Annotated in this window: 16 protein-coding genes and 1 other RNA gene; 6 read left to right on the top strand and 11 right to left on the bottom strand. The window is 47.0% G+C overall.

The window, feature by feature from the left end; translation table 11 throughout:
* Positions 1 to 275 precede the first annotated feature (275 nt).
* Both ACE3MQ_RS12800 and ssrA read right to left on the bottom strand, forming a co-directional pair.
* A complete protein-coding gene (locus ACE3MQ_RS12800) occupies positions 276 to 1,529 on the bottom strand; it encodes a mechanosensitive ion channel family protein (protein WP_379393145.1) in 1,254 nt (417 codons plus the stop codon).
* 158 nt (positions 1,530 to 1,687) lie between these two features.
* Positions 1,688 to 2,090, bottom strand: a transfer-messenger RNA (tmRNA) gene (gene ssrA, locus ACE3MQ_RS12795).
* Positions 2,091 to 2,438: 348 nt separating this feature from the next.
* Between ssrA and ACE3MQ_RS12790 the strand changes: the two genes are divergently transcribed.
* The gene (locus ACE3MQ_RS12790; protein WP_379393143.1) at positions 2,439 to 3,470 is read left to right on the top strand and encodes a DUF2167 domain-containing protein; all 1,032 of its coding nucleotides are present in this window, start codon (positions 2,439 to 2,441) and stop codon (positions 3,468 to 3,470) included.
* Between the two features lie 77 nt (positions 3,471 to 3,547).
* On the opposite strand, the gene smpB is transcribed toward ACE3MQ_RS12790, so the two are convergent.
* The 5 genes from smpB to ACE3MQ_RS12765 form a co-directional block, all read right to left on the bottom strand.
* Positions 3,548 to 4,027 carry an SsrA-binding protein SmpB gene (gene smpB, locus ACE3MQ_RS12785; protein WP_379393141.1) on the bottom strand — a complete coding sequence of 160 codons (480 nt, stop codon included), beginning with the start codon at positions 4,025 to 4,027 and terminating at the stop codon, positions 3,548 to 3,550.
* A gap of 155 nt (positions 4,028 to 4,182) precedes the next feature.
* Positions 4,183 to 6,756, bottom strand: a complete 2,574-nt coding sequence (rnr, locus tag ACE3MQ_RS12780) for a ribonuclease R (RefSeq protein ID WP_379393139.1) — start codon at positions 6,754 to 6,756, stop codon at positions 4,183 to 4,185.
* Between the two features lie 269 nt (positions 6,757 to 7,025).
* Positions 7,026 to 7,259 (bottom strand): preprotein translocase subunit SecG, encoded by a 234-nt coding sequence (secG, locus tag ACE3MQ_RS12775; RefSeq protein ID WP_379393137.1) that lies wholly within the window; start codon positions 7,257 to 7,259, stop codon positions 7,026 to 7,028.
* A gap of 186 nt (positions 7,260 to 7,445) precedes the next feature.
* Complete coding sequence (locus tag ACE3MQ_RS12770) at positions 7,446 to 7,964, bottom strand: tubby C-terminal domain-like protein (protein WP_379393135.1); 519 nt, start codon at positions 7,962 to 7,964, stop codon at positions 7,446 to 7,448.
* Between the two features lie 25 nt (positions 7,965 to 7,989).
* Positions 7,990 to 8,658, bottom strand: a complete 669-nt coding sequence (locus ACE3MQ_RS12765; protein ID WP_379394036.1) for a thioesterase II family protein — start codon at positions 8,656 to 8,658, stop codon at positions 7,990 to 7,992.
* A gap of 187 nt (positions 8,659 to 8,845) precedes the next feature.
* On the opposite strand from ACE3MQ_RS12765, the gene ACE3MQ_RS12760 reads away from it, so the two are divergent.
* From ACE3MQ_RS12760 to ACE3MQ_RS12740, 5 genes are read left to right on the top strand one after another with little or no spacing between them, the layout of a single operon-like run.
* The gene (locus ACE3MQ_RS12760) at positions 8,846 to 9,502 is read left to right on the top strand and encodes a cell division ATP-binding protein FtsE (RefSeq protein WP_379393133.1); all 657 of its coding nucleotides are present in this window, start codon (positions 8,846 to 8,848) and stop codon (positions 9,500 to 9,502) included.
* Positions 9,495 to 10,361, top strand: coding sequence for a cell division protein FtsX (locus tag ACE3MQ_RS12755; protein WP_379394034.1), 867 nt, complete (start codon positions 9,495 to 9,497; stop codon positions 10,359 to 10,361). The genes ACE3MQ_RS12760 and ACE3MQ_RS12755 overlap by 8 nt, the downstream gene beginning before the upstream one ends.
* Positions 10,354 to 11,337: a hypothetical protein gene (locus ACE3MQ_RS12750; RefSeq protein WP_379393131.1), complete on the top strand. Its 984-nt coding sequence runs from the start codon at positions 10,354 to 10,356 to the stop codon at positions 11,335 to 11,337. Before ACE3MQ_RS12755 ends, ACE3MQ_RS12750 begins: the two co-directional genes overlap by 8 nt.
* Positions 11,338 to 11,354: 17 nt before the next feature.
* On the top strand, positions 11,355 to 12,293 hold the full coding sequence (locus ACE3MQ_RS12745) for a hypothetical protein (RefSeq protein ID WP_379393129.1): 939 nt from the start codon (positions 11,355 to 11,357) through the stop codon (positions 12,291 to 12,293).
* A gap of 13 nt (positions 12,294 to 12,306) precedes the next feature.
* Positions 12,307 to 13,833: a serine hydrolase domain-containing protein gene (locus ACE3MQ_RS12740; RefSeq protein WP_379393127.1), complete on the top strand. Its 1,527-nt coding sequence runs from the start codon at positions 12,307 to 12,309 to the stop codon at positions 13,831 to 13,833.
* 60 nt (positions 13,834 to 13,893) lie between these two features.
* Here the strand turns inward: ACE3MQ_RS12740 and ACE3MQ_RS12735 are convergent, their stop codons facing one another.
* From ACE3MQ_RS12735 to ACE3MQ_RS12720, 4 genes are read right to left on the bottom strand one after another with little or no spacing between them, the layout of a single operon-like run.
* The gene (locus ACE3MQ_RS12735) at positions 13,894 to 14,298 is read right to left on the bottom strand and encodes a hypothetical protein (RefSeq protein ID WP_379393125.1); all 405 of its coding nucleotides are present in this window, start codon (positions 14,296 to 14,298) and stop codon (positions 13,894 to 13,896) included.
* A 32-nt stretch (positions 14,299 to 14,330) separates the two neighbouring features.
* Positions 14,331 to 14,999: a serine O-acetyltransferase gene (cysE, locus tag ACE3MQ_RS12730; protein ID WP_379393123.1), complete on the bottom strand. Its 669-nt coding sequence runs from the start codon at positions 14,997 to 14,999 to the stop codon at positions 14,331 to 14,333.
* A gap of 26 nt (positions 15,000 to 15,025) precedes the next feature.
* The gene (locus ACE3MQ_RS12725) at positions 15,026 to 16,294 is read right to left on the bottom strand and encodes an MFS transporter (RefSeq protein WP_379393121.1); all 1,269 of its coding nucleotides are present in this window, start codon (positions 16,292 to 16,294) and stop codon (positions 15,026 to 15,028) included.
* Between the two features lie 49 nt (positions 16,295 to 16,343).
* Positions 16,344 to 22,967 (bottom strand): amino acid adenylation domain-containing protein, encoded by a 6,624-nt coding sequence (locus ACE3MQ_RS12720; RefSeq protein WP_463140168.1) that lies wholly within the window; start codon positions 22,965 to 22,967, stop codon positions 16,344 to 16,346.
* Between the last annotated feature and the right edge of the window lie 34 nt (positions 22,968 to 23,001).

The raw sequence follows: 23,001 nt of genomic DNA, 5'->3' as shown, positions 1-23,001 counted from the left end.
TAAGCATTCAGCTTAGAATCCTTTAATTGGGTCAAAATCTGTTCTAGCTTCATTTTCAGTTCTAGTTCTTCTTTGACGAAGTTCTCGACGATTCCTTGTTGTTTCTATATCCAAACTACAATTTATCATTTAATAATAAGAGAAACCCGCTCAAAGAGCGGGTTTTCAGTATGGAGGCGAGGGGAGTCGAACCCCTGTCAGAAGGCAACGCCACATAGGTGTCTACGAGTGCTCCTTCACCCTGCAAATCGCTTCAACTTACCTCCGATTCGATCTCAATACCCTCGCGAAAATTGCGTGTTTTCTTTGAGTTGGGCGATATCGTGGCCCGTTGGATTTTGGAAGGCACGAAGCCCGAATGTTGGCGCAACCGCAAAAATGTGGTCAAAAATGTCCGCTTGAATCGATTCATAAACTCCCCAGTTGGTATCATTGCTGAAAGCGTAAATTTCCAATGGCAGTCCGTTATCTCCCGGCGCTAACTGTCTGACAATCAGCGTCATTTCCTGGTGAATTTTCGGATGGTTCCGCAGATATTGATGAATGTATTCTCTGAATACGCCCACATTCGTAAGCTGTCTACCGTTCACTTTGCTTTCCGTATTAATCCGGTGTTCCAGATTGTATGCGTTAATTTCATCTAATCTTGTCGTGACATATTCGGTAAGGAAGTGAATCTTCTTGAATTCCTCAATCATTCCCTCGGTACAAAAGCTTATGCTGCTCGTATCGATATAGAAGCATCGCTTAATCCTTCGGCCACCGGACACTTGCATGCCTCTCCAATTCTTGAACGAGTCCGAGATGAGCGCATAGCTCGGAAGCATTGTGATCGTCTTGTCGAAATTCCTAACCTTAACCGTGTTTAACGTAATATCGATCACATCGCCGTCCGCATTATATTTAGGCATTTCAATCCAGTCACCGACACGCACCATATCATTCGATGATAATTGAACGCCTGCGACCAGGCCTAATATGGAATCCTTAAAGATGAGCATCAGAACAGCCGATAAAGCACCAAGGCCACTGAGAATGATCAAGGGATTCTGACCGATGAGGCTCGAGATCACTACAATGCCGCCAACGATGAATAGGACGATTTTCGCCACCTGAATATATCCCTTAATCGGTCTGATCTTAGAGATTTCAAACGAACGATAAATCGCATCAAAAGCATTGAGCAGCGCATTAAGCACCGTGACGGTTACAATAATCATGTACATTAGCGCAGCCTTTTCAATCCAAGCTTGATAAAGCGGAAAGATAGAAGCAGAATAATAAATGATGATGGCTGGCACGAGATGCGACAGCTTATGAAACACTTTTTTCTCCAAAATAATATTATCCCACGTATACCTATTGTTATGGACGATATGAATAATCGTCTTCAACACAATTTTTTTGGCTATGAAATTAGCCAGTATACAGACCACAGCTATAAAAGCGACCATGATCATATTCGAAAGATATCCAATGGTTTGTTCGCTCATGCCATATCCGTCTAGTTGATTTTTGATAAATTCCATTGTCTCCTCCTAACGCAGTATGAATTAGCCTATTATTATAAGTTAGATTCTAGTGCTAAGCAAAGTCCAAGATAAGACATTCGGGGCTGATTGGGGAGATGCTCGGTAAAGGTATAATAAAGAAAGACCACCTTCAGCGGTGGTCTTTCTGGTGGTACATATGGAGGCGAGGGGAGTCGAACCCCTGTCCGAAGGCAACGCCACATAAGCTTCTACGGGTGTAGTCACGGTTTTGATGTCACCTAAGAGTCATTGCTAGCAATGACTGGCATCGAAAGCGACGCCCAAGCGCCCCGTAACCGGCTATCGCTAAGGTCAGCCTGTTTGTCTTCTTCAGCACACCCCAGGCGGAGATGTGACAGCGTATCCCACTAAAGTTGGGCCCCTATCCCGGCACATGGGCGATGCAGAGTAGGAGCTCGCTAGCAGGTTATTAAGCTGCTAATGCGAAGTTGTTTTGTTGTTTGCCGTTTAATTGGCTTTAGCGTTGATAAAGCGGACGCGTCCCCACTACCCGCTACCTATGCTCGATCTACCCCCGTCGAATCCAAAAACGCCCCCGAAATAAGACAAGCGGTCATGTTCAGAAAGAACCGCAGCCCTAAACAGCGACTCGAATGGGTCGGCAGCTGATGCCTGTTCATTCCGAGCATAAGTGCTATTTGCACCTATTCATAGCAAATCAGCGAACAACGCTCAATTTGCCTACAATCATTATACCACCTTTGCCATGTTCCATGTCTGGTGATTTACTGGCAGGTGATCATAATTGTAACAACCCAAGCACCGAAATGCAAGTTTTCAACGGCTGATTCACAATGTCCTATTGTATATATTAAACATTAATCTACAAAGTCTAACAAGATCCGCCGATATAAATGGTTGATCAAACAAATATTGGAGGATGTTATGAAAATTAGCCGTTTATTCAAAAGTCATGCAACACAACTTATGATGGCATGGATCCTAATCATCAGTACTTTCGCTGCGCCTTTATCTGCCAGTGCTGAAGCCGTCAATGAGACCCCACTGAATTGGATCCAAGGCTCGAATCAGCCAATTCCCGTAGGAAATATCGCCCAAGTCACCATTAATGAGGATTACATGTTTCTCAATGGCGCAGATATCAAGACATATATCAGACAATATGGACTGCTCCCTTCCGACCTAGAGATCGGTGCTGTCTTTCCTATAGACGAGGATGCTTACTGGGTTGCTTATTTTGAATACGTAGATTCGGGTCATATCTCGGATGATGAGAAGACCAAAATCGATGCCGACAAACTTCTGGATAGCTTCAAAAAAGGCACGGAAGAAGCCAACAAAGAAATTTTAGAGGAGAAACGTCTTTATGTTGAAGGATGGGACATCCCACCGGTGTATAACGAATCCTCGCGGAGTCTTATTTGGTCTTTGCTCCTGCACGATTACAAAGGGGAGAAGACCATAAACTACCACGTCCGAATATTGACGCGTACCGGCTACCTATCGGTCATTCTGGCTTCGGATCCTGAGAATCTAGCAGCAGACCGCGCGACTTTAGAGCGTGACATCCTGCCGAACCTCGTTATTAACCCAGGGAAAACCTATGAGGATTTTGATCCTGCGGTCGATAAAAAATCCTCGATGGGATTGACGGGACTCATCTTAGGCGGAGCGGGACTGGCGGTCGCCAAAAAAGCTGGACTGTTTGGTTTGCTTGCCGTGCTGATTAAGAAATTTTGGTTCGTGCTGATGCTGCCGTTCATTTGGTTGTTCCGCAAGCTCCGTGGCAAAGGCAAGAACAAAACACAGGATGAATCGGATCAGGAGACTAGCCCAGAGGATGGATTCGATAATAGCTCGCATGCAGGCAATCCGGTCGAAGCTGACACAGATTCCAGATTCAAATCAAAATTCGAACTTGAAGATGAAAATAAAAAGCCGCCAACCTCACTCTAGGAGTATAAAAACCTCGGATTTCAGCAAATACCATGTCGCTGCAATCCGAGGTTTTGGCCTTTTAAATCGAGTAAAGATTACCGCGCAACCTTCTGCTTCTCGCGGAGCACGCGCTGAATATCGCGCTGAGCATCACGCTTGGCTGCGGCTTCCCGCTTATCATACTGCTTCTTCCCTTTACCAAGGCCGATCAGCAGCTTGGCGTAACCGTTACGAATGTAGATTTTCAGGGGCACAATCGCATATCCTTCCTGCTTGGACAGTCCAAGCAGCTTGCTGATCTGTGCCTTATGCATCAGCAGCTTGCGCGTACGAGTCGGATCCGATGGATTATTCCGATTACCTTGCTCGAACGGGCTGATATGCATGTTATGAATATGGATCTCGCCATTCCGAATCGTTGCAAACGCATCGCCGATATTCGCTCTTCCGTTACGAATCGACTTGATCTCTGTTCCAGTCAGTACCATTCCTGCCTCAAAGGTATCCTCGATGAAGTAATCATGGGAAGCCTTCTTGTTCTGTGCTAATACTTTACCATCATTCTTCTTACCCATGCTCATCCTCCTCATCGCCATTTGCCAGGCCACTGACTCTAGTATACCAGAAATTTATTGTATCAACTCCATGCTGCAAAATCAAGGAGCTTGCCCGCGGCCCAAACCGCCGACCGCCACGGACGGCGGCGGTCGGTCGGCCGCACGCGCAAGAGCTACCGCTTCTTGCGCGGTGGCTTCCCATCGGCGCCCGGCGTTCCGCCGCCACTGCTGCCGCCGATGAAAATCCCGCTCGCGGACGTCTTCTTCCGCCGCGAGCCCTTGCCCGCACCGCCGCTGCCGCCCGCTTTGCGGCTTGTGGCCGCCGGCCCGGGGGCATAGCCGCCCTTGCCGGAGCCGAAGCCAAAGCTCACCGCTGGCCCAGCGTCAACAGACGCTCCAGCACCCGCGGCACCACGCTTGCTGCGCTTGCCTCCGCCGGAAGCTTTGCCCTTGCCGCCAGCGGCTTTGCCCGCCTTGCCAAAGGCCTTGCCGGCTCCAGCCTTCCCGCCTTTGCCGCCATTCTTGCCGCCCTTGCCGCCTTTACCGGGACCCTGCCCTGGCTTCCCGCCAAATCCGCCCCCGTAAGAGCCATCATCGCGGCGGCGCGGCTTCATATCGACCATCTCAAAATCAATCGTATGGTCGTCCATATTAACCCGGGCTACGCGAATCTCCACCTCATCGCCGATGCGGTAGATTTTCGATGTGCGCTCGCCGATCAGGGCCATATGCTGCTCATGGAAGTGGTAATAATCATCCGTCATCGCACTGAGACGGATCAATCCCTCCACCGTGTTCTCCAGCTCGATGAACATGCCGAAGCTCGTCACGCTGCTAATAATCCCGGTGAATTCTTCCCCGATCTTATCGAGCATAAACTCAGCCTTCTTCAGCTGCTCCGTATCCCGCTCGGCCTCCACGGCAACCCGCTCCCGATCGGAGGATTGCTGGGCGATCTCCTGCATCCGGCTGTTCAAATAATCCTGCCGCGCAGCTGTCAATGCCCCGCCGTTCTCAATTACCTCGCGGATCACCCGATGAATGACCAAGTCCGGGTACCGCCGGATCGGCGATGTGAAGTGGGTATAGAATTCCGCGGCCAGCCCGAAATGTCCGGTGCTCTCCGCATCATATTTCGCCTGTTTCATCGAACGGAGCATCATCGTACTAATGACCGTCTGCTCCTTCGTTCCCTGGATATCCTCCAGCAGCGTCTGCAGTGCGCGCGGATGAACGCGATCTCCCTTGCCGCCTTTGACCGTGTAACCAAAGTTAGCCACGAACATCATGAAATTGAGCAGCTTCTCCTGATCCGGGTCTTCATGAATCCGGTATATGAACGGTACCTTGAGCCAGTGAAAATGCTCCGCCACCGTCTCATTCGCCGCCAGCATGAATTCCTCGATGATTTGCTCTGCGATCGACCGCTCTCTTTTGACGATATCCGTCGGCTTGCCATTCTCGTCCACAATCACCTTCGATTCCTCGAAGTCGAAATCCACCGCCCCGCGACGCATCCGTTTACTCCGCAGCTTAAGGGCCAGCTCCTTCATCAGGCGGAACATATCGGCCAGATCGCTGTAGCGATCCGTCACCTCTGGATCTTCATCCTCTAATATTTTGCGGACATTCGTATAGGTCATCCGCTCTTTCGTACGAATCACACTCGTAAAAATATCGTGCTTCACGACCTTCATCTGCTCATTGAATTCCATCTCGCACGACAGCGTGAACCGGTCTACCTTCGGATTCAGGGAGCAAATGCCGTTCGACAGCCGATGCGGCAGCATTGGGATGACCCTATCCACCAAATACACACTGCATCCGCGGTTGTACGCTTCCTGGTCGAGCTTCGACTTCTCGCGCACATAATAGCCAACATCGGCAATATGCACGCCCAGCTTTATGTTGCCATTCGGCAGACGCTCGACGTTTACCGCATCATCCAGATCCTTGGCATCCTCGCCATCGATCGTCACGATTACCTTGTCCCGCAGATCGCGCCGCCCTTGCTTGGCAATTTCCGACGGGTCGATTTCCTCGGGAGTATTCATCGCTTCTTCCATGACATCCTCGGGAAAAGCCTCCGGCAATTGATGCTTGCGGATGATCGATAAAATATCGACGCCCGGATCATCCTTATGCCCGAGAATCTCGATAATTTCCCCTTCGGCTGCGGCTCTTCCCTCCGGATATTGAACGATTCGCACGACGACCTTCTGTCCGTTAGCCGCTCCGTTAAAGCCTTCTTTCGGAATAAAAATATCGCGATTAATTCGCTTATCATCCGGGATGACAAAACCGTAAGCCTCTTCGTTTTGGAATATGCCCACAACCTGCGTGATGGCCCGGGTCACGACCCGTACGACCTCGCCTTCCAGCTTGCCGCCCGCCACGCTCTTGGAATTCACGCGTACAAGCACGGTATCGCCGTTCATGGCGCTTTTTAGATCATTGGCATGAATATATACGTCGGGGTGCTCGCGATCCTCTGGAATGAGAAAAGCGAAGCCCTTGGCATGCGCCTGCAGCCGCCCCCGCACCAAATCCATCCGCTCCGGCATGCCGTAACGGTGAGTGCGCGTCAAGATGATTTTTCCTTCCTGCTCCAAGCGGTTAAGCAGCTTTAGAAACTCCCTGAATTCCTTCGCGTCTGCAATATGGAAATGCTCTTCAAGCTCCTGATACGTCATTGGTTTATAAGCGGTCTCCCGCATGAAATCAAGCAGCTCTGATTCTGTTACCATAAACTCACCTCGGCCCGGCTCGGCTTGTCCTCGACCGGTATGTATTTTGAGATTCTAATTTCCATGAAATACCCTTCATGTATATACCCTAGTATACACGAAATTAACCGTCCGCATCCGTTTCACCTAAAATGATCGGAAACATAATTAGCAAGGCATTATTCGCCTTTCCAGTTGCTCTAACGTCATAAGATCATTCTGCTTAATCGAACATATAAAGCACAAAAAAGCCTCCGTTCCACCAAGAACGAAGGCTCTTATTTCATTTACTAATCCATAACAATGGCAACAGCAATGGACAGGATGAAGAATCCCGTGGCAACCCCGATCGTAATCCGTTCCAGAACGAGCTCCATGCCGCGTGCTTTCGCCTTACCAAATAGATGTTCCGCTCCTCCGGAGATGGCACCGGTAAGACCAGCACTCTTCCCTTCTTGCAGAAGGACTGCTGTGATTACACCGATGGAAAAAATAATAAGCAACACTTTCAAAAACAATTCCATTGTATCCACCTCCTAAGTGAGAACATCCATATTCCTTAATCGAATATAATGAATGAAAAAATCATGAGATATACAAAAACAGCATTATTATTGTACCATACCATCCTGAGATTAACAACCTAAACAAACAACATATCTCCTGCGTTTTCCATACCTGCTTTAGAAAGCTAATCCTTTTCATTTCCATTAATCATATTTAGTAGATAATATCAAACAAAGGCATATCGTTACATAAATACTTAATGTCGGTTCAATAATATGAATGGCTGCTTTTCTGGGCGGCACTAAGGTCAAGTACTTATACTCTGATACAACTTTATCAGTACTTACGTCTTTAATCCGAATGTATTTATCCATGAAGTTCTTTTGAATAATAAACTCATTCCCTCCATAACTAAAAATGTACCTGGGGTGAGTTTTAATTTTAGTAGCACACTTTAAAAGATGATGATTCCCGTCTTCAATAATGCTCCAACTATCTTTAAGGAAAGTTAGTCTATCAATAGCCTCGACCTTAATGTTTCCATCCTCATCATAGACTTTAAAATTCAAAAAAAATCCGTCTAAAAAAAAATCCACACAGCGTTGTAATGAAGTTTTATAGTATCGCTGTATTCCGCCGATCACTTCTTGTCGATCATTGGTTATTTTATGAACCGTTTTTGTTGATTGCTTTAAAAATGGTTGAGTAAAATAATAGAGCACATTCTGCCCTCCTTTGGAAATTCCCCTAAAACACCCTCCGATTCAGCAAATCCGCAACACTTGCCCAATGGTCATTGATAAAAAAGTGCCCGCCATGATACTCCTCTATATGAATTGGTGCTTCGAAATGAGTTTGCCAGGCAGCAATGTCTTCCACAGATATATCATCCTGATTACCGTATAGAACAGTAGCCTGAAGCTGCAGCGGCTTCCGTCCGCTTTGCCACTGATAGTTCTCAACAACGCTGTAATCGGCACGCATGACTGGAATAAATAAATCCATAAGCTCCGGGCAACTAAAAAACTCCTGAGGTGTTCCCTCCATATCCCGAATGACCCTTATAAATTCATCCTTCGGCAAAAGATGAACCTGATTATTCGAAGCGACTACGCCGGGAGCTGATTTTGCCGCCAGAAACACATGATCCGGACAACGCACTCCCTCCTCTACGATCCTATGAAGCAGTTCATAAATAATCAGGCTCCCCATACTATAGCCCATAAGGATATAGGGCTGACGGTTTCGCTCGAAAAAAGGGAAAATATCAGCAACGACTTCATCAAGACAGGTAAAAGGGGCCTCCCCGAATCTTGCTCCTCTGCCCGCCAACTCAACAGGACAGAACATCAATCGGGGATCAAGGAAAGGTTTCAATTTAGTATAAAACATCGCATTTCCCCCCGCATGAGGCACACAAAATAGATATTTCTTCAATTAGCAGCTCCTCCTAATCATCAAAAGAAAAGTAATGTAAAATAAATAAATAATTTGTAAATCCATGGGATTTATTGTATATATAATGTAATATAACTTACTTTTAAATAATTCAATATTAAATGTAAAGTTTAGTAGATTGTTATATTTGAGGGGAGGTGATTTTATGATTCAATTTCATGACGTATCTGTAAACTACGGGGAAACAGCAGTATTGAATCATGTTAATCTACATATTCAAGATGGCAGTTTCACTTACTTATGCGGTCCATCTGGCTCGGGCAAGAGCAGCCTATTAAAGCTCCTCTATCGCGAAATAGATGCCTATACGGGAAGGATTACATTTATGGATCAGGATTTAAAAAAAATGCCTAAATGGCAGACTCGCCGGCTTGTCTCCACCATATTCCAATCATTTGAATTATTGGACAAGAAGACCGTATTTGAGAACGTGGCACTCGCCGGACAGATCTCAGGCATGCCTCAGCCAGAAATCAGACAAAGAACGCTTGATTTGCTGCAGAAGGTCGGACTCCAGAATAAAGAATACCGTTTCCCTCCCCAATTATCCGGCGGGGAGCAGCAAAGAGTCGCCATTGCCCGTGCTCTTCTCCATGGCCCAAAAGTACTTTTGGCGGACGAACCCACAGGAAATCTGGATATGGATAACTCCATGAACATTATGGAACTGATTATGGAGCTAAACCACACAGAACAACTTACCATTATCATGGCTACTCATTCTCAGGAGCTGATTTCCAGATATCCTCTAAAAAGCATAAACATAGAGGAAGGATACGTGATGGAAAGTGTCAATGTTTAAATTCTATCTTCAGGACGCCCGGGAAGATATCATGCGGAATAAAGGGCCCAGTTTTGCAACCATTTTGCTTGTTTTTCTTTTCCTTACGATGTCCGGCATACTGCTTCTAGTCCAGGCCAGTGTAAAGAATGCCACTGATTTTTTAACCTCGCAAGCCAAAATCAAAATATTTGTTGATGATCAAATCTCCGATGCTAACGAAATTGCCAACGCATTAGCAAACAAACAGTTTGTCAAGGATATCAGCATTGAAACCAAAGCCGATACGGTTTATAAAATGAAACAACTGCTTCAAAATCGCAATTATCTACTGGATGTATTCCTGGAAAGCAATTATCCGGATATGATAACCATCGAAACGGCAGATCCTTCACAAATTCCATTAATTGCCGAGCAATTGAAGGAGATGAAGGGGATTTCCGATGTCATTTATGCACAGGGCTACGTCGAACAAATTGTTCAGCTATCCCAAAATTTTAAAAAATACGGTACTGGCTTAATGGCTCTTCTCTTCTTAACCAGCTTTTTCTCCATCATCATGACCATCAATCTCATGTTATATCAGAATCAAAAATCCATACGGATCAAGCTGCTGCTCGGCGCTAAACCCATTCATGTTCGGGGACAGTATTTATTTGAAGCCTGGTTGCTCAGTACGATGGGAAGCATTCTCGCCGGCACTTCCCTGTATCTCTTCTATTCTTTCATCCTGTCTTCTTTTAAGGAAACCTGGCTTGAGCAGCTGGAACTGCCCAACCTCATTCTGCTGACCTCTATTGTAGCCATCATATTAGGAGGATCCCTCATGGGGGTTATGGGAAGTTACATCTCTACCCGGAGGATGATCAAGCATGCGTAAGTCCCTTAGCGCAAAAAAATGGAAGCTTGCCGTCATTCTTGCATTGGTTTTGTTTTTTAGTTCCCCTTACTCCATCGGATTCGCTCATATTTTCGGAACTTTCGGAGATTTCCTTCAAAACTATAATGATAGTGATTCCATCCTTGCCTTACGTGAAGAATTGAATCAGACCGAGCTCGAGCTGGAAAATCTGATGCCTCAAGTAGCGGACATGAGACAGCAGTATCAAGAGCAGTCACAACAATTCGAGCCCATGCTGCAATTTTACCGAACCTCCGCAACAGATACATACATCGAGTTGTTAATGAACTCAGAGGAACTTATCGATGTTTTTGCCTATCAGCGTTTGTTCCAGCATAAGCTGGAGGCTGATGTGTCCATGCTAGAATCGCTGTATAGGGTTTATTTGCCGCTAGAAAATGCAGTAAACACGACACAGGATTATCAAGCTCTTTTAAAATTAGTAGAATCCAGCCTGACCAAGAGAGAGCAGCTTCAGGCTAAGCTGGCCAATGCCTCCGACGATGAAATCGATGAAACGCTAAGCCGCCTATGGACCCAAAATATCGGATACCTGCTTGAGCTCAGGTCAGACAGCAAGATGATTGAGAAGAACCCCATGGATTTCATCAAACAGTTAACCCCAACCTCACCTTATCGAATTGAGCAGGATTTGATTAATGAGCAAAGCAAGCTGCGATACTTTATCCGTAATGACCACGTATATGCATTCTTCTCAAGAGGTGAAGCAGAAGTCATTCTCGTCGGCATGATTGGCAAAAGCAACGAGGAATTCATTGAGTTGGATTTTGAAGCCGGATTTATTAACGGATTTCATATTCCTTACGACTGGCTTGAGCTTTTGAAGGGCTTTAATATTTCGTACCGGGATATACACGGCGAGTTAAACGATTTTTACGTTGAATCTACGACTCGCTCCATCATCGTCCAACCTATTGAAAATATGATGGAATAATGGAGGTATACGTTTAAATGAAAAACAAAAGGCAACTATTCGCACTCATCCTCATGGTTATTATCTGCGGAAGTTTGTTGACCCCTACCTATGCGCATGTAACCAATAGCAATAATATTTACGACGATATTGAATTTTCCCCGGCCAAGGAAGCCATTGTCGAGCTTCGGGCTTTAAATATCATTCCATATGAAGGCGGAAGCGGCTTGTTTAAGCCGCAGAACAAATTAACGCGTTCGGACTTAGCGTTCTGGGCTGGAAGTCTTACTGCGCCTGATGCAACTCAAATGGAAAGAAACGAGCTGGAGCAGTTTATCCTGAATCAGGGACAATTACAGACTTTGGAGGGAAATGCCACTCTGGAGGATATCATCTCTGTATATTGGAAGGGCAATTTACCTGTGTCCGAGGAGCTGGATCAGGAGTTTACCCGGGAACAGTTCTCTTCATGGATGATGGAGCATATTCATACTGTTGTGGATGGAGCATCCCTGTTCGAAAGGATCGGTGTAACTCAAGGGCCTTCCGGTATCATTGAGAAAGTGGAATCCGAAACGGTAACTGAAGAGCAGTCAAAGTATCATATATACTACATTTATGTGGACGGCCAGCGCTACCCTTTAAATAATCATCCTAAAATCATAGGCGGCTCAACCGATCTGACGATCTGGGAGGGGAAAGAGCTTGAGGAGAGCTGGCTCGATCCTGAATCGGAAGAACCTAAGCTATCCTTCCTTAAATTGAAAGAAGGGGAAATGAGCTTATCCGAGATCGCCTCCGAAACGGATCAACAGCATCAACAAATGGACAAGGAGGCTGCTCCGGCAACAAGTCAGGACGCGAGCTTCTGGTCAAAAATAAACACCGGCCACATCATTATTGCCGCTGCGTTGATTGTCCTGGTTGGCTTAATCGCATGGCTGTTTAGCGGCAAGAAAATAAACCGCTCTTTATAGGAGGATAACCTTATTGAATGTTCCGAAACCCAGCTCATTCTTAACCGCCTTTATCACCGTATTCATTCTGTTGGGTATGCCCTTTTCCCGATCATTTGCCGAGCCCGCGAGCGAGAATAATGAGCTTCTTCAGCAAATTGACGAGTATGTTCGTAAGGAAATCAGCGAAGCCAATATCCCCGGTCTATCGGTAGGTATTATTCAGGGGGATGAAACTTTGCTGTTGAGAAGCTACGGAACTGCTGGCCCCGATGATCAGCCCATGACACCGCAAACTCCGATGTTGCTGGGCTCCACCAGCAAAGCATTCACGGCTATGGCCGTGATGCAGCTGGTTGAACAGGGCTTGATAGACCTGGATTCCCCCATTGGACGCTATCTTCCCGAATTCGAGACCAGCGATCCAGAGCTTACCTCCCGCATTAAAGTGCGCCATTTGTTGAATCAAACCAGCGGGCTTACGGAGGCGGATGGACGCAAGGATCTTGCGGAGCAGGAAGATATTCCATTGAGGGAACGGAACCTAAGGTACGGCAAGGTAACGCTAGCAGCTGCTCCAGGAGAGCAATTCGAATATTCAAATATAAATTACTCCCTGCTCGGATGGCTAGTCGAGACGGTCACTGGGGATTCTCTCAATCACTATTTCCAGCGCCATATCTTTACCCCACTGAACATGAACAACAGTTTTACGTCCTACGAATCCGCGAAGGAGCATGGATTGGCTGCCGGACACCGGGTCTGGTTCGGCAGGCCTGTACCGACAAGCACCAATTATTTATCCCACGATGTCGCCACAGGCTATGTCATTTCTTCCGCCGAGGATATGACAAAATATCTAAAAGCCCATATAAAAGCAGGAGCAGAGGCTGCTCCTATTCTGTCCAAGTCTGGCTTCGCCCAGTTATTCCAGCCGGGTGGCCGGGAATCGAACGCGGTTGGTTACGGGATGGGCTGGTATATCAATTTGGGTAGCGGATCAAAATGGCATCACGGGGATTTAGAGCATTTTCACAGCGCCATGATTATTCTCAACAAAGATGGAGCTTCCTGGGGAATCGTTTTATTGGCCAACGCCAACAGTTATTTCAGTCTGGCTCCCATGCTATATCAAATGAGCAATAACATTACAGAGATGATCAAGGGCGAGCCCGTTGAACCGGTAGGGGAAAGCATGAAGTCAAGCCAGAACGTTATGAATGTTGTTCTTCTTATTCTTGTTCTTGCCGCTTTAGTACAATTTTGGGTCGATTATCGAATCCGAAACAAGCCGAAGGCTTCCGGGAAGTCGCTTTTTAAACTGGCGGGATTCCCCCTCCTTTTGAAAGGCTTTGTCATATGGTTCATCCTGCAGCTGTTACCAGAACTGGCTGGCGCGCCTTTATCGGTTATTATGCTGTATCAGCCTGACTTAGGCTATATCTTAATGATCATAGCGGGGATAACCCTATTAGCCGCCCTCCTTCATTTGTGGGGATGCTACAAAATACGCTCCCGCGCCAGAAAGAACACGTTAGACGCAAAGCCTCACAACTTATAACGTATTCTGAATGTAATTAAAAAAAGGCAGTGCAGGTGATACCTGCACTGCCTTTTTCACTTAAGCTGAGACATCCCTCTTCACTCTTCTCTTCTTAATTGTGTTTGTAATAGTAGAGGCAATCAAGAGCAATAAGGTCAGGTAAGATCCCAACTGTAACGTAACATGGGGAGGCGCATCTTCTGGAAGCTCTATTCCCCGAATATGGTAACCGAAGTTGTCCCACACGGTACCGGTCAACATAATGAGCGAGGCCACTAGAAGCAAAATCGTGAGCACTTTAACCTGCGGTTGTTCAGATCGTAAATATTTATAGGTCATAATGACGATAACAAAAGGGGCGGCTACAATGGGCCAATGCGGAATCGGTATATACTCGACTACGATTACTCGCGTTTGATGATAGATCTCATCCCAAATCAACCCGGCATACTGCAAAACGATTCCCAACCAAATCCACTTCATAAACTCATCACCTCATCAATTATTTTTTGAATCTATGATGCCTGTATGGCCTCATTGCCTAAGCGTCGCTTCAGTTCCTCCATCTGCTTCTCCAGCTGCTTGATCGATGACTGCAGTTCCTGCAGCTGAGCCTCAACCGGATCGGGCAGCCTCGTCTGATCCAGATCAATTTCCTTCCTGTTCGCTTGACCATTCCGACGCACGATAATTCCGGGTACACCGACTACAGTACAATTTGGAGGAACCTCTTTAAGAACGACTGCCCCTGCTCCTACCTTGGAGTAATCCCCCACCTTGAACGGACCAAGTACCTTGGCACCTGCACTGATGACAACCCGGTTCCCTATGGTCGGATGGCGCTTTCCCGTATCTTTGCCTGTTCCTCCCAAAGTTACGCCTTGATAAATCGTCACATCCTCACCGATTTCTACGGTTTCCCCAATAACTACGCCCAAGCCATGATCAATGAACAATCCTTTACCGACAACTGCAGCCGGGTGGATGTCCACTCCTGTAAAGAAACGATTGAAAGTCGCTATAATTCTTGCCAGCAGTCTCCACCTTCTAAGATGAAGGGAATGGGCGATCCGGTGGAATAGTATCGCATGGAATCCTGGATAGCACAGGATCACCTCCCATTTGTTCCTAGCTGCCGGATCACGCTCCATGATTGACCGGATATCATAGGAAATGATATTCACTCCGTAACATCCTCCTTTGCACTTGTTTATGCAGTCAGTTCCTTCGTCGCATTGAAATCATCTGCTGAGAACTTCCGGATCTCCTTATAAAGCAACAACATCAATCCACTGGTCAATATAAGCGCTGCGCTGATAAATACAATCCAGCTCACATCCAGCCACACTGCCATCAGTCCCCCTAGCAATCCTCCCAATGGAAGGGAGATGCTCGCTAGGGTAGAAACGGCTGACATGACTCTTCCCAGCAATTGCTGCCTGGTCATCAATTGTACAAATGTGGTCAGCAGTACCGTATTGGCTCCTGAGCATATACCAAACAAAACTACGGTTGTCAATTTCCACCAAAAAACACCCGGCATCAGAGCAAACAGCATCAGGGCGATTCCTTCCCCGATCCAAAAGTTGATCATCGTCACGCCATTCTTCTTCAAGACATTGCTTACCAATGCCCCAAGGATCATCCCGAAGAAACAAGCCCCATACAGTAAGCTAAAATGCAGCGCCGAACCAAAAGACTCCCCAATAGATGGTACGACAATGATCACAATGGCTAGTCCCAAATTCGATATGGCTGAGAGTGGAAGAGTAGCCCGCAAAAAAGAATTATCCTTAATGAATTGGAAGCCTTCCTTCAAATCAGCCAAATAGACTTTGATATTGGCCGGAGGACGCTGATCCTCATCCTCTGCCTCGAATTGTTCGACCGGAGAAGAGGAACTCAAGTTAAGTCGCCGCATCAACACCACATAAAGCAGGCAGGCCAGTAGCAGCAAAGATGAAGATAGAATCAAGGTTTGATTCACTCCAATAAAGAGAATAATGCTGCCTCCTGCCAAAAAACCCGCCAAATTAATCACTTCATCGGTGGAGCCGATAATCGAATTACCGGAAAATAACTCATCCCTATTTCGAGAAATACTTGGAAGTATGGTATGGGTCGCGGGATAATACAAGGCAGAAAATAGAGAAGCTACAAACAGCAAGCCTAGTATTAGGACGCCCCCTCCGCTTTCCATTCCTATAAAAGGAATGGAAAGTATGATAAAGGCTTGAACCAGTAAGGAGACGCTGGCCAGCATGGCTGGAGAGTATCGGTCAATCAGCGGCCCGAATGAGAAGCTGAACAAAAGAGCTGCAGACATAACGCTATAGGCCATACCTGTATAGGCTACAGAGTTTGTCGATGTTTGAATCATCCACAATATAGCCATGAAATAGACGCTATCCGCAATATTCGCAATCGTCCTTGAACCGAGAAACAATGAGAAGTTCGTATTCTTAAAAATTCGAAGCATGGGAACACTCCTTAATTAAGGCTAGATTTGACGAGATTTTCCCCTTATCCTACGATTTAATGACAAGTCCGCCGTGCCTTTCCTGGATTACCGACAATATCTCCTGCACGATCCTTGCCGTATTCAGGCAGTCTTCCGGATTTAGCAGCATATCGTCATGGCTTCCACTGCCCTGATACTCCTGGCAGAAACCTTTTGAAGCTAAGCCCCAAGACACAGGCAGGGAGATAAATTCCTCGGATCGGATTAGATGAATATTCGCATGAATAGTGCCGCTATTACGAAGCTCGTTAAAATACAATTTATAGTTGAGCATCGTATTCTCCACTTGCTCCCGAATTCTGTCATTGGTTAGCAAATGTTTATATTCGCCACCGTCTCCCAACACCTCGCGAACCTCCAGTAATGCTTCTTCAGCGGATTGCCCTACCGATTGATCCTTCAAGTAGGAATCAATCATAATTACGTCACTAACCTCATAGCCACTATCCTCTAAGGCTTGAGCGACTTCAAAGGCTAAATTTCCACCGACCGAGTAGCCTCCAAGAACAACAGGGCGTTTTCCAGCCTCCTTTTCCTTTATGATGTTAACGTATTGCTGTACGCGGTCATCCTCGGCGATAAAATCCATGGCATAGAAATTGCAAAATTCCATTGGATCCGCCAAAGACTTAAATACCGCACCATAGCCTGCTAGAGGAGGGAAAAAGTATACATTGCCGAAATCCGGAGAGGATTTAAGCAAAGCGATCGGCTGCCCCATCTCATAGCCTGCACGAAGCCTGTCCAGCATCATAGCCAGCTCTTTGACCGTTGGATGCTGAAACACGAACCGCAGCGGCATCTCTATCGCATACTGCCCCATCAACTCTCCCACTAACGCGACCGCTTTGAGGGAATGCCCTCCCAATTCAAAGAAATTATCATTAATCCCTACCTGCTCCGTGCCAAGAATTTGTTTCCATAATTCGCACAGCAATTCTTCAATCTCATTCCTAGGGGCCTCATATTCGTTTTCTCTGATTAAACCTACTGTAGGCTCCGGGAGCACCTTGCGATCTATTTTTTGGTTTGGCGTTAACGGCATCCTATCCAAATACACAAAGTGATTCGGAATCATATAATCCGGTAAGCGTTCGCCTAAGCAGGACTTCCACTGTGCGTAGGTGTATTCGATATCCGAAACGATATATGCGCACAGATAGCTTTGATCCTGGGCATCTGTCCTGGTTATGACCACGGCCTCTTTGACTCCCGCCTCCAAGTGAATGAGATGCTCTATTTCACCCAGCTCGATGCGATATCCGCGAATTTTCACTTGATGATCCATCCGGCCGTAATATTCCAGGGTTCCATCCGGCCTCCATCGCGCCATATCCCCAGTCTTGTACATCATGCGGCCGGGCAGAAACGGGATCGGAACGAATTTCTCTGCCGTCAAGGATGGCCGTCCCAAATATCCGGCTGCCATGCCATCTCCGGATATGCATAATTCACCGGGAATTCCCAGAGGCTGAATTCTATGATGCTGATCCACAACAAAGATCGAGGTGTTCTGGATCGGTGTGCCGATTGAAATGCTATCCTCACGGGTTACATTAGCGATCGTGCACCACACTGTAAATTCCGTAGGTCCGTATACGTTGAAGATTTCAGCGTTAGTTCTATCCCGCAGCTGGTTCAGCAGCTTCGGAGTCAGCTCCTCGCCCCCGATGATAAATTGACGGACGGAAGCCAGCTTGTCTGCGGCTTGGTGATGAGCCATTAATATTTCGACCGACGATGGCGTAGCTTGCAGCATAGACACCTTATGCTTGTCCACCAGATCCAGCAGCAAGCCGGTCTCTCTTCTTTCGAGCTCCCTAGCCATAACAACAGTCATCCCGCTGCACAACGGAAGCAGTGTCTCCAGAACAAAAATATCAAAAGACACGGTGGTAAGACACAGGATCTTACTCTCAGGTTCAAATGGAAGATGCTGTCCCATTCCGCACATAAAATTATGTACGGCCTTTTGATCAATCATTACTCCCTTAGGTCGACCCGTAGATCCTGAAGTGTAAATGACATAGGCCAAATCCTCGGCAGTACCCAACGGTGGTAGATTTGAAGATTCCTCCTCAAGGAATAAAGAAGAATCATTCATCCCCAGCACCTTGCCTGCAAAGTTATAATCCTTAATATGTTCCCGGTCATCCAGGACAATAGCAACCTCTGCATCATCCAGCATGAATTGAATCCGATCCCGCGGGAAGGAAGGATCAATAGGCAGGTATGCTGCTCCTGACTTCAATACCCCCAGAATACCGACTAACAGCTGGGCCGATCTATCCAGTAGGAGCCCCACAATCCGATTGCTCTCTGCCCCATGCTCGCGCAGCACTCTTGCCAAACAGTTAGCTCTTTCATTCAGCTCTCGATAAGTCAGGACTTCTTCATCACAAACCACGGCGATCGCGTCCGGCGTTTGAGCAGCCTGTGCTTCAAAGAGCTCCGATATCATTCTGCTGTCTTCATACTCAGCTTGATTATCATTAAAAGCTCTAATCATCATTTCTCGTTCCTGCACCGGAATCATATTCAAATTGCCGATCGTTTGATGCAGATTTGCCGTCATCTCCTCTAATAAGGTGACAAAATGTACTGCCATACCGGCAATCGTATCCGCCCGGAACAGATGAACGTCATATTCCAGCTCCGCCAGCAATCCTTCTCGAGATTCCGTCACATCGAGAGTCAAATCAAACTTGGCCGTATCGGTATCCGGTGTTATCGCTTCTACGGTTAATTGATCCATGCATAACGCCGATGTTTCCTCGCTGTGATATGAGAACATCACATCGAATAAAGGATTCCTGCCCAGGTCTCTAGGAAGCCGTAACCGGTCTACCAATTCTTCAAAGGGATAATCCTGATGAGCGAAGGCATTCAACGTATTCTGTTTGACTTCCTCCACAAATTGCAGAATGCTCTTATCCTCTTCGGGGTAATTCCGCATGGCAAGCGTATTGACAAACATTCCGATCAAATTCTCCAGGCTCTCATAGCGCCTGCCGGAAACGGGGGTTCCGATCGTAATGTCGCTTTGCCCCGAGTATTTTGCCAGCATCATGTTAAATGCGGCAAGCATAACGGTATACATTGTTGTCCCCGTCGATTTTGAGATCGCCCTTAGTCTATTCGTCAAATGATCCGGTACTTCGAACCTGTGTCTTTTCCCTTGAAATTGCCGGATAACGGGCCGGGTGAAGTCTGTCGGCAGATTCAAAATCGGCAGCTCTCCAGAGAAGCATTTGAGCCAGAACTGTTCCTGACTCCGGTTCGATGTTTCCGCCAGCAGATCATGCTGCCATACCGCATAATCCTTGTACTGAATCGGCAATGCGGGAAGCAGCTCATTCCTATAGCATGCTGCAAAATCCGCCATAAGTATTTCCATTGAAATTCCGTCGGATATAATATGATGCATATCAAATACAAACACATGGCTTTGCCTGTCCAGACGAATCACAGATAGGCGGATTAACGGAGCCTGACTGAGATTGAAGGGTTGGATTCGCGAAGAGACAAGCTGCTGCAAATCCTTCTCCTCTCCGTCAAAATAATCCGGCTGTACCGTTACCGTTGGATGAATCGTTTGGTATATATTTTCCCCGATCATGGAGAAGGACGTGCGAAGCGTTTCATGCCGTCCGATCAATTCGTTCAGCGCCGACTGCACTCGTTCAACATCCAGGTCTCCTGTCACTTTGAATACCGAAGGCATATTATAGCTGATTCCTGTTCCTTCGAGTTGGTGCAGTAAATACAGCCGCTTCTGCATTGGCGATACCGGATACTGTTCCTGCTCCTCTGCCTTGGGAATTTGGATAAACCCGGTTTTCTCCTGGGACTGAATATACTCCGCCATCTGACTCAGTACCGGGTAGCGGAACATATCGCTCAAAGATACTTCGATGTTGAACTGTTGATGAATGCGGCCGCTCAGCATCATCGCTTTTAATGAATTACCGCCGTTTTCAAAGAAGTGATCTCCCGCTCCTGCCTGATCCATGTGCAAAACATCCGCCCAAAGGGAGGCCAGTAATTTCTCCGTCGACGTGGAAGGCTCCACATAGGTTCGGGCAGTCATCAGTTCGCCAAGCGGGTAGCTCTCCAGACTTCTCCTGTTGATTTTTCCGTTGGAGGTAATCGGCAAGCTCTCCACGGGTACAAACACGGAAGGAATCATATAATCCGGTAAATAGTTCTGCATATGTCTCCGGGTCGCTTCCAGGGACCATTCCTTCTTCACCACGACAAAAGCGGCTAATATCATATTGTCCTGCTCTTTTCGGGCAATGACCGCAGCTTCCAAAATCGATGAATCCTGCAGTAAAACTTGGTCGATCTCTCCCAGCTCGATGCGGAAGCCTCTCAACTTGACTTGCTGATCCATTCGGTCTCTGTACTCGATATTTCCATCAGCCAGCCAACGAACCATGTCTCCTGTTTTATACAACAGCGCTCCATTGCCATCGGGAAGCGTTATGTACCTTTCCTCGGTCAGATCTTGTCGGTTCAGGTAGCCCTTGGACAAGCCTTCCCCTCCAATACATAGCTCTCCCCATACACCGATAGGCTGCATCCTATATTCCTCGTTGACCACATATAACGTCGTATTGCTGATCGGCTTTCCAATGGGAATCGTAACGGCCTTTTCGTCAACCTCGTCAATTGGAAAATATGTGGCAAAAACCGTAGTTTCAGTCGGACCATAGACATGAACCAGTTTGCCTGGGCCGAGTCGGTCCAACGCTTTACGGACATGCTTTACCGATACCTTTTCGCCTCCGAACAATACTTTTCTTATTCCGGCAAAGCAGGAAGGCTCCAGATCTATAAATGTATTAAATAGTGCGGTAGTAAGGAATAGAACACTGATGCGCTCCTCGCGTATAAGCTGCCGCAAGCGATTGCCATCCTGTAAAACAGCCCCTGGCACCAGAACGAGCTTTGCCCCATTCAACAGCGCTCCGAAAATATCAAAGGTTGAACCATCAAAGGCATAATTCGACAACTGCAGCAAGATGTCGCTAGGGGTAATCTCGATGTAATTCGTTTCTTTGACCACCCGGACGATATTCTGATGCGTCGTTAATATTCCTTTAGGGGTTCCGGTAGTTCCGGAGGTAAACATCACGTAAGCAACATCATCCGTTGCCGGACAAGTCTCCAGATTGGTAAGCTCGCCTGCGTATAATGCAGGATCCGTGACATCTATTGCACGATGGGCATAAGCATCCGGAATCCGATCAATAGAAGATGACAGAGTCAGGCTGGCTCCGCTTTCTTGAAGAATCGATGTTATCCGTTCCTTAGGATATGCCGGGTCAATCGGTACATAAGCCGCTCCTGCCTTCAGTACAGCTAGTATTCCCACGATCATTTCCGGAGAGCGATCGATCAGCAAGGCAACAATGGCTTGGCGATCACTGTGCTCCTGTAACCTGACCTGTATTTTACGTGCCAGTTGGTTTGCCCTGCCGTTCAATTCTTCATAACTCCAGCTCAGCTCACCGAACACCAACGCTGGATGATGAGGATACAATCGAACCTGTTCTTCAAAGAGACGTGTGACAGGCTGCTTCGGAAAAGCGGTGCCGCTTGCCTGATTGATTTCTTCAATGAAGGCCAATTCATCCGCAGGTATAACATCAATCTCAAACAATATTGTTCCAGGCGAGGCGATTACGGACTCGATCGCTCTCTCATAATGCTGGAGCATGCGTGCAATCGTTTCTTCTTTAAACAGATCGTTGCAATACTCGATATCCAGATAAATCCGCTGCCCGTCTTCGAATACTTCGAACGTCAGATCAAATTTTGAAGTATCCCCTTCATAAAGAACCGGGGAAAATACAAGCTGATCGGTAGCCATTGCCGGAAGCTCCATATTTTGTACCGCAAACATGGTGTCAAAAATCGGACTCCGTCCGGTATCTCTGCGTACGGCCAATTTTTCGACCAGTTCCTCGAAGGGATACTCTTGATGCTCCAACGCATGCAATGTGATGTCTTTTACATGCTGCAGCAGTTCCGCAAATGTCATGCCGGAATGCATCTTCGCGCGAACAGCCAAGGTGTTTACGAACATGCCGACAACAGGCTCCAGATCCGGATGGCTTCTGCCAGCAACCGGCGTTCCAACCACGATATCATCATTTCCGCTGTACCTGCCCAACAGGAGGTAGTAAGCGGACAATAAGGTCATAAACAATGTCGAGCTTTGGTCTTCAGAGAATTGATATATGCTGCGTGCCAGCTCTTCACTGAACACATATTTTATTCTGGAGCCCCTAAAGCTTTTAACTAGCGGTCTCGGATAATCGGTCGGCAGCTCCAGGACAGGCAGTTCCCCGGATAAAGCCTCTAGCCAATACTGCTCTTGGCGTTCAAAAGCCTCCGATACCATATGCTGCTGCTGCCATACCGCGTAATCCTTGTACTGAATACGCAGCGGTTCCAGATTTTCGCCTTCGTACAGCTTCATGAATTCCTCGATCAGAATTCCCAGGGACACGCCGTCCGAGATGATGTGATGCATGTCAAAATACAGCAGATGCTTCTCTTCGCCGGTCTTTATGACTGCCGAGCGGAACAACGGGGCTTGGGTCAGATCAAACGGCTTCACCAGTCGCTCCGTTACTTCCTGTAGCTCAGCTTCC

The organism is Paenibacillus lentus (assembly GCF_042714055.1).
Lineage (GTDB): Bacteria > Bacillota > Bacilli > Paenibacillales > Paenibacillaceae > Fontibacillus > Fontibacillus lentus_A.
Note: the sequence above shows the minus strand (reverse complement) of the source record. Positions and strands in the feature narration are given on the sequence as shown.